The following is a 6,347-nucleotide window of genomic DNA, read 5'->3' as shown; positions in this document are numbered from 1 at the left end:
TTTTTGTGTTTGTATTACGGTGTAAAAGTAACACTAAGTTTTTATATTCTTTTAAATTATTTTGTAATTTTATTGTAACTTTTATCAAAACAAGTATATCCTGCTGTTTGATTATCAAAAATACAAATATTTCGTTATTAATGTGATAATTTTTTAATTAAATAAATTCACGTGTGTCATAAAACGAATAAGACAAAAAAAAATGATACTTTTCTTCTTTTTTTTCTATTAAAAACCAAAATAAGCCAAAACAGACAGTATCTAAAGCCAAAATTTAATTAAATAATCTAAAAAATGATTTTTTATTGAATTTATGTCAAATTTTATTCCAAAAAATAATTTTTAAATAAAAAAATATATAAAATTCACTTTTTTTAACTCACTCATCAAAAAATCTGATTTTTTATTGACAATCTAAACTCCCTACACTTGAAGATATTGTGAACACAGGGATAAAATTTACTTTAAATAAGCACAATTTAAAAACTGCTTCCTCATTTTTGCAGCGCGTTTTATCGTTTTTTAATTTATGACAGCTACCCCGCCTACAAAAACACACCCGCATTTAACATCTTTCACTTTATGGATCATGACCATTGCTACTTGCCTGGTAGTGGCCAATATTTACTACAACCAGCCCCTGCTGGCCGATATAGCACACACCTTTAAAATATCTGATAAAAAAGCCCAGCAGGTATCGCTGTTTACCCAAATTGGATATGCCACCGGTTTATTGTTTATTATACCACTGGCCGATATGCTTAAACGTAAACGGTTAATACTAATAGATTTTGCCCTGGTTATTACCTCGTTGTTAATAAGCGCGGCGGCACCATCGGTGCTGGTGTTAACCATAGCCGGTTTTTTACTGGGTGTATCTTCGGTAATACCGCAATTACTGATACCTATGGCTGCGCACCTGGCCAAACCGGCAGAACGCGGTAAAAAAATTGGCTTCGTGATGAGCGGCCTGTTGATAGGCATACTATTATCACGTACGCTAAGCGGTTTTATTGGCGAACATTTTGGCTGGCGAACAATGTACTATATAGCCACAGGATTAATGCTGGCCATGTGGTTAATGATATTTTTCTTTTTGCCCGAAGTTGAGCCCGACTACAAAGGCAATTATAAAAACCTGATGAAATCGCTCGTCCACCTAATTAAAACCCAGCCTAAACTCAGGATGGCTGCCTTTAGGGGCGCCTTATGCTTTGCCGGCTTCAGTGCTTTTTGGACAACGCTTGTGTTTTTACTAAAACAGCCCCAGTTTAACGCAGGCAGTACGGTTGCCGGCCTGTTTGGATTAGTGGGCGCGTTTGGCGCATTGGCTGCCGGTTTAATGGGCAGGCTAAGCGATAAAATGGACTCGTACAAGCTATCAGGATATACATTATTATTAGTACTCATTTCTTTTATCATCTTTTACTTCTCCAGCAGCAGCATTATTGGTTTGGTTATAGGGGTAATTGTACTGGATATGGGCGTGCAGGCTACGCACATTTCCAACCAATCTATCATATTTGGCTTGATACCCGAGGCCCGCAACAGGTTAAATACGGTATACATGGTGTCTTATTTTATAGGCGGCGCATCGGGTACATTTTTGGCCAGCCTTGTTTGGAAAAGGTATCAGTGGACCGGTGTATGCGCCATCGGCTTTACATTGGCCGCCATCGCGCTGGCTGCGCACTTCGCCAGCTACAAAAAAAACGTTCGGAATTAAAGCAAGTGTTCGGTTATTGAATACTAATCGAACAGTGGTTTTGATGTTTTGAAACCCACTCTATCAAAAATTTGAATTTTTACTCAAAATAAAAACCACTCAAAAACAGCCATTTACATGTTATTGTAAAAATATTTTGAACCACCAATGACTTTTTTGATTTTTTGGCACGCTGTTGGAATACTACTCTGCAAACGTAGCTGTTATGGAAACTAAAAAAACAACGGTTAAGGAAAGCGAAAAGGAATGGGAAAACCCGGTGGAGCCAACAAAAACAACAGATGCACGCGATGAGGAGCAAATTTTAAGGCAATACAACGAAGCAAAACGCCGCAAAGGTAACCTTACCGAAAACCAGGAAGCTGAAGAAAAAGATTAAAACAAAGACATTTAAAACATACAAAAAACTAAAACTATGAAAAGCACTAAAAAATTATCGACCAACAAATTAGTAGCACGTTTTGACAATGAATTAAAATTGTTACTGATGAATGATCTGAAATCTATAAAAGCCAAAGCAAGCCGTTTAGCAACCGCAGCCTAACTAAAAACTTCCAACATACTTACCTATATATAAATATTTACCTATGAAAGCCTCTAAAACAAACCCAACTATCAGCGAATTAATTGCCCGCTTTGACGACGAGTTATTAAACATTTTATTGGAAGATCTTAGGAACTTCAAAGAACGAAATCAATTTGTGCACAACAACAAGAAGGTAGCAGCACCATCAACACGTAAAGCTGCCTGATCATCATATATCTACATCTACCTATTAAAGTACAACATCACACACCTATGAAAACGATAGAGCCCTGCTAAAACAGGGCTTTATTTTTTTGCAGCATATTTAATAATCAGGCTTGCTGTTTTGGCCGATGCGCCGGGTTGACCCATTCTTGCGTCAAGCGTATCATAATCTGCCAGCATCTGTTCCCGGCAGGTACCTTCGTTAGCAATAGCGCTGAGTTCGGCAGCTATTTTCAGTGCATTACAGTCTTCCTGGATAAGCTCCCTTACTATTCCCTTATCTACAATAAGGTTAACCAGCGATATAAATTTAATTTTAACCAGCATACGGGCTATCGCGATGGTTAATGCGTTGCCCTTATATACAACCACCTGTGGTATGTTGAACAAAGCAGTCTCTAAAGTTGCGGTTCCGGAGGCAACAATGGCGGCGTGCGCGTTGGTTAACAAATCGTAGGTGGCATTAAATATTACAGGAATATTGGTATCCTTCACAAACTGGCTGTAAAATTCAGGCTTAAATGATGGCGCGCCTGCTATAACAAACTGGCAATCTGCAAACTGCCCGGCAACGGCAATCATATCCGGCAATAAATAGTTTATTTCTTGTTTACGGCTGCCGGGCAACAGCGCTATTATTTTTTTGCCCGATATATTATTCTGCTTTAAGAATTCGGGGTTAGGCTCAAACGCAATTATGGCATCCAAAAGCGGATTGCCTACATAATCAACGTCCATTCCCCAGCTTTTATAAAAATCAACCTCGAAAGGCAATATGCAAAACAGGTGGTCAACTATCCGTTTGATTTTTAACACCCGTTTTTGGTTCCAGGCCCAAACTTTGGGCGAGATGTAGTAATTAACCGGCAGACCGATAGTTTTAGCGTATTCTGCTATTTTCAAGTTAAAACCCGGAAAATCTATGAGCACCAAAACATCGGGTTGGTAAGCCGCAATATCATCTTTGCAGGCTTTCAGATTTTTCAGGATAGCCCGCAAATTAATCACAACCTCTACAAAACCCATAAAGGCCATATCGGCATAGTGCTTCACCAGGATTCCGCCTTCGGCCTGCATCAGGTCACCACCAAAAAAACGAAATTCGGCCGCCGGATCAAGCTCCTTTAGCGCCTTCATCAGGTTGGCCCCGTGCAAATCGCCCGATGCTTCGCCGGCTACCAGGTAATACTTCATCTGATGGGTTGTAGTTTGAGTAAAAACACCGCTGCTGTAAATACGAAAGTGATCAATATCATTCCCGTACCTATATTGTCTTTTCCCTCCTTAAAACAATACCTTATGATAAAAAGATTCAGCGCTATAGCAATCAGATATGGGATACCTGGCTTGTTAAATATCAAAAAGCTGCCCTTAAGCAGATACAAAAAGATGAACAGGCTAATACCCGGCAGTACAGAACCGTAAAGAAAGCCTGTTAATATGTTATTGTTTTTAAGCATGTATTTTATTTAGCACAGCAATTTACACATTAAATTTCCAGGTATTTAAAAACGGAATAGCGTGATGCGCCGTCATATCAAACTGAATAGGCACTACCGATGCGTAATTATGCTCCAAAGCCCAAACATCGGTATCCTCGCCACCGTCGTTTAACTGAAAAACACCGGTGAGCCAGTAGTAGGGCCGTTTATGCGGATCAACCCTTTCATCAAACTCTTCGGCCCATTTGGCGTTGGCCTGGCGGCAAATCTTAATCCCTTTAATATCGTGCGTGTTCGGAAAGTTTACGTTGAGTAAAGTATTTGCCGGTAAACCATTGGCTAAAACCTGCAGGGCAAGTTCCTTAACATATTTAACGCAATGGCTAAAGTTAGCATCCAGATTATAATCATCTAAAGAAAAACCAATAGATGGAATGCTTTCAATAGCCCCCTCAACTGCTGCCGACATGGTGCCGGAGTACAAAACGTTAATAGAATTATTTAAACCATGATTAATACCAGATACGCATAAATCGGGCTTAAGCCCTTTAAATATTTTATTTACGGCCAGCTTCACACAATCAACCGGCGTACCAGAGCAGCGGTACATTTCAATACCTTCGTAAATGTCAACCTTATCTAAACGCAACGGCTTACCAATAGTAATAGCGTGCCCCATACCCGACTGCGGGCTATCGGGCGCAACAACCACTACCCTGCCTATCTCGCTCATGGCTTCAATTAAAACTTTGATGCCGGGGGCGGTTATGCCATCATCGTTAACAACAAGAATATTAGGTTTCGCTGTTTTCATTGTGCGAAATTAGTTATATTTGATTTATGCTCACTGCTGATAAGAAAAAGAAATACACCGTTGATGACTACTTGCTGCTTGAGGAAGGTGCACCTTTTCAGTTGATAAACTATGATTTGATTATGTCGCCATCGCCTATTCCATTCCATCAAGTAATTTCTGCAAGAATTATGCAAGCTCTTTTAAACTTTTTAGACAGCAGAAATAATAATGGCTTTTTAGTAAGTGCACCGATGGATGTAAAGTTTGACGAGGGGAACATTTTACAACCCGATATACTTTACATTGCAGAGGACAGAGTTGAGGATTTAATCAAAGATCGCATTGAAGGTGCTCCTGATCTCATTGTCGAAATACTTTCGCCTTCAAATGCGTATTATGATTTAAGGCAAAAGAAAGACATTTACGAAAAATACGGTGTAAAAGAATATATCATTGTTGATCCGATTGCGCAAAACGCTGATTTATATTCAATAATGAATGGAGCATATTATCTTCATCAACAAGCGCAAAAAAACGAGGTACTTACCTCAGTGATATTGCCTGGCTTTGCTATCGAACTTGCAAAGGTTTTCAAATAAAAAAGGCCCCGTTCCCGGAGCCTTTTTCCTTATTATAAACTGTTTATCCAATTCACCAGTTCATCGCGCGTTTTACCGGTTTTTTTCTGGAGTTTTCCTAACGTTTCGTCGTCCTTACCTTCTTCGTAAGTTAAATCATCGTCGGTAAGATCACCGTACGCTTGTTTTATTTTACCTTTCAACTCGTTCCAGCCGCCCTTAATTTGTAATTTATCCATGATGTTTTTTATTTAGATGTATTTGTATAACATCCGGGGAATGATATGGTTTTCAAGAAGAATCAAGAGTTAAGAATCAAGAATTAAGACAAAAGCACACATGACTGATTAAACATAAGTTATTGGCTAACAGAAAAATCATAACTCTTGATTCTTGCATCTTGACTCTATTCTTTCACAAACTGCTTTAGCACTTTTCGTTCAAAATCATGGGATGGCCAAAGTTCTATTTTGTAATGATCTGTACCCTCATCCGCTTCAGGATCGTTGTTGGTCAAATCGTACGAATAAACCCTGATGCGGTAGTAGCCGGGCGTTACGATGGCTTTCAGTTGAATTTTGCTATCGGGATAATCAAGCACCTCCAATATTCCCGAGCTTATCCTTACCCCGGCCTCAACCACGTGGTCGTATTTTTTAAAATCTTTTTCCCTGCTCGGGGCATCCAGTATATCAAGCTGGGCTTTTACATGGCCAAAACTTTCAATGCTGATGCCAACTATATCCCTGTCTTTTGCAGTCGCCATCCTATCGTTATACGCCGATGATGTCCAAAAACCGGGATCGCCGGTTTCGCCGGTAAACGCCGAATCACAAAGATAAAACTGGTTCTCTTTGGTAAAAAAATCGAGCCGGTACCGTGCAGAAGGATTTGGGTGGTTTTTAAATGAAAACAGGAAAATTAAGACCGCAAAACAGGCAAATAATATTAAACGATAAAAATTTCGTTTATGCATACAGTTAGATATGTGCGGCAAGTTACAAAAAAAGAGGCAGGACCCTGGTTTGTCTTGCCTCTTGATTCTTAATTCTTG

General features: G+C 39.4%; 10 protein-coding genes. 5 read left to right on the top strand and 5 right to left on the bottom strand.

Features of this window, described 5'->3' with window-relative positions; genetic code table 11:
* The first annotated feature begins 529 nt into the window (after nucleotides 1-529).
* The 4 genes from AC1DU2_RS08025 (at nucleotide 530) to AC1DU2_RS08010 (ending at nucleotide 2,478) form a co-directional block, all read left to right on the top strand.
* On the top strand, nucleotides 530-1,726 hold the full coding sequence (locus AC1DU2_RS08025) for an MFS transporter (protein WP_477383641.1): 1,197 nt from the start codon (nucleotides 530-532) through the stop codon (nucleotides 1,724-1,726).
* 205 nt (nucleotides 1,727-1,931) lie between these two features.
* Nucleotides 1,932-2,105, top strand: a complete 174-nt coding sequence (locus tag AC1DU2_RS08020; protein WP_477368556.1) for a hypothetical protein — start codon at nucleotides 1,932-1,934, stop codon at nucleotides 2,103-2,105.
* Between the two features lie 36 nt (nucleotides 2,106-2,141).
* Nucleotides 2,142-2,270 (top strand): hypothetical protein, encoded by a 129-nt coding sequence (locus tag AC1DU2_RS08015; protein ID WP_477368553.1) that lies wholly within the window; start codon nucleotides 2,142-2,144, stop codon nucleotides 2,268-2,270.
* A 43-nt stretch (nucleotides 2,271-2,313) separates the two neighbouring features.
* Nucleotides 2,314-2,478, top strand: coding sequence for a hypothetical protein (locus AC1DU2_RS08010; RefSeq protein ID WP_477368550.1), 165 nt, complete (start codon nucleotides 2,314-2,316; stop codon nucleotides 2,476-2,478).
* 80 nt (nucleotides 2,479-2,558) lie between these two features.
* Here the strand turns inward: AC1DU2_RS08010 and lpxB are convergent, their stop codons facing one another.
* The 3 genes from lpxB to surE are packed head-to-tail and all read right to left on the bottom strand — an operon-like array spanning nucleotide 2,559 to nucleotide 4,733.
* On the bottom strand, nucleotides 2,559-3,671 hold the full coding sequence (gene lpxB, locus AC1DU2_RS08005) for a lipid-A-disaccharide synthase (RefSeq protein ID WP_477383640.1): 1,113 nt from the start codon (nucleotides 3,669-3,671) through the stop codon (nucleotides 2,559-2,561).
* Nucleotides 3,668-3,937, bottom strand: coding sequence for a hypothetical protein (locus AC1DU2_RS08000; protein WP_477368544.1), 270 nt, complete (start codon nucleotides 3,935-3,937; stop codon nucleotides 3,668-3,670). The genes lpxB and AC1DU2_RS08000 overlap by 4 nt, the downstream gene beginning before the upstream one ends.
* Nucleotides 3,938-3,959: 22 nt before the next feature.
* Entirely contained in the window at nucleotides 3,960-4,733 is a 774-nt protein-coding gene (gene surE, locus AC1DU2_RS07995) for a 5'/3'-nucleotidase SurE (RefSeq protein ID WP_477383639.1), read from the bottom strand.
* 26 nt (nucleotides 4,734-4,759) lie between these two features.
* Between surE and AC1DU2_RS07990 the strand changes: the two genes are divergently transcribed.
* Nucleotides 4,760-5,314 (top strand): Uma2 family endonuclease, encoded by a 555-nt coding sequence (locus tag AC1DU2_RS07990; RefSeq protein ID WP_477383638.1) that lies wholly within the window; start codon nucleotides 4,760-4,762, stop codon nucleotides 5,312-5,314.
* Between the two features lie 32 nt (nucleotides 5,315-5,346).
* Here the strand turns inward: AC1DU2_RS07990 and AC1DU2_RS07985 are convergent, their stop codons facing one another.
* Both AC1DU2_RS07985 and AC1DU2_RS07980 read right to left on the bottom strand, forming a co-directional pair.
* Nucleotides 5,347-5,532, bottom strand: coding sequence for a CsbD family protein (locus tag AC1DU2_RS07985; RefSeq protein WP_477368535.1), 186 nt, complete (start codon nucleotides 5,530-5,532; stop codon nucleotides 5,347-5,349).
* A 167-nt stretch (nucleotides 5,533-5,699) separates the two neighbouring features.
* Nucleotides 5,700-6,269: a hypothetical protein gene (locus AC1DU2_RS07980; RefSeq protein ID WP_477383637.1), complete on the bottom strand. Its 570-nt coding sequence runs from the start codon at nucleotides 6,267-6,269 to the stop codon at nucleotides 5,700-5,702.
* Nucleotides 6,270-6,347 lie beyond the last annotated feature (78 nt).

It is taken from the genome of Mucilaginibacter sp. P4_C11, from assembly GCF_056402115.1.
Note: the sequence above shows the minus strand (reverse complement) of the source record. Positions and strands in the feature narration are given on the sequence as shown.

What these genes read in the sequence shown, in the direction of transcription:
- AC1DU2_RS08025 (WP_477383641.1), top strand. Translation starts at nt 530, where the DNA reads ATGACAGCTACCCCGCCTACAAAAACACACCCGCATTTAACATCTTTC.
- AC1DU2_RS08020 (WP_477368556.1), top strand. Translation starts at nt 1,932, where the DNA reads ATGGAAACTAAAAAAACAACGGTTAAGGAAAGCGAAAAGGAATGGGAA.
- AC1DU2_RS08015 (WP_477368553.1), top strand. Translation starts at nt 2,142, where the DNA reads ATGAAAAGCACTAAAAAATTATCGACCAACAAATTAGTAGCACGTTTT.
- AC1DU2_RS08010 (WP_477368550.1), top strand. Translation starts at nt 2,314, where the DNA reads ATGAAAGCCTCTAAAACAAACCCAACTATCAGCGAATTAATTGCCCGC.
- lpxB (WP_477383640.1), bottom strand. Translation starts at nt 3,671, where the DNA reads ATGAAGTATTACCTGGTAGCCGGCGAAGCATCGGGCGATTTGCACGGG.
- AC1DU2_RS08000 (WP_477368544.1), bottom strand. Translation starts at nt 3,937, where the DNA reads ATGCTTAAAAACAATAACATATTAACAGGCTTTCTTTACGGTTCTGTA.
- surE (WP_477383639.1), bottom strand. Translation starts at nt 4,733, where the DNA reads ATGAAAACAGCGAAACCTAATATTCTTGTTGTTAACGATGATGGCATA.
- AC1DU2_RS07990 (WP_477383638.1), top strand. Translation starts at nt 4,760, where the DNA reads ATGCTCACTGCTGATAAGAAAAAGAAATACACCGTTGATGACTACTTG.
- AC1DU2_RS07985 (WP_477368535.1), bottom strand. Translation starts at nt 5,532, where the DNA reads ATGGATAAATTACAAATTAAGGGCGGCTGGAACGAGTTGAAAGGTAAA.
- AC1DU2_RS07980 (WP_477383637.1), bottom strand. Translation starts at nt 6,269, where the DNA reads ATGCATAAACGAAATTTTTATCGTTTAATATTATTTGCCTGTTTTGCG.